The following is a 248-nucleotide window of genomic DNA, read 5'->3' on the forward strand; positions in this document are numbered from 1 at the left end:
GGCCCGAGCTCCTCGAGCACCAGCAGCACGGTCGCCGAGGAGCAGTTGCCGTGCTCGGCCAACACCCGGCGCGACGGCGCGATCTGGTCCTCGGTGAGCCCCAGCTGGGCGCGCGCGACGTCCAGGATCCGGGGCCCGCCCGGGTGCACGGCCCAGCCGGCGACGGCCTCGACCCGCAGGCCGGCGGTGTCCCGCAGCTCCTGGACGACGTCGCCCACGTGCCGGGCCAGCACGTCGGGCACCCGCGG

The 248-nt window shown here is 77.8% G+C and carries 1 pseudogene; it reads right to left on the reverse strand.

Features of this window, described 5'->3' with window-relative positions:
* Positions 1–248: pseudogene (locus AC0IVP_RS22025) on the reverse strand (type III polyketide synthase); the annotation flags it as partial.

Source organism: Klenkia sp. AC732 (assembly GCF_979256525.1).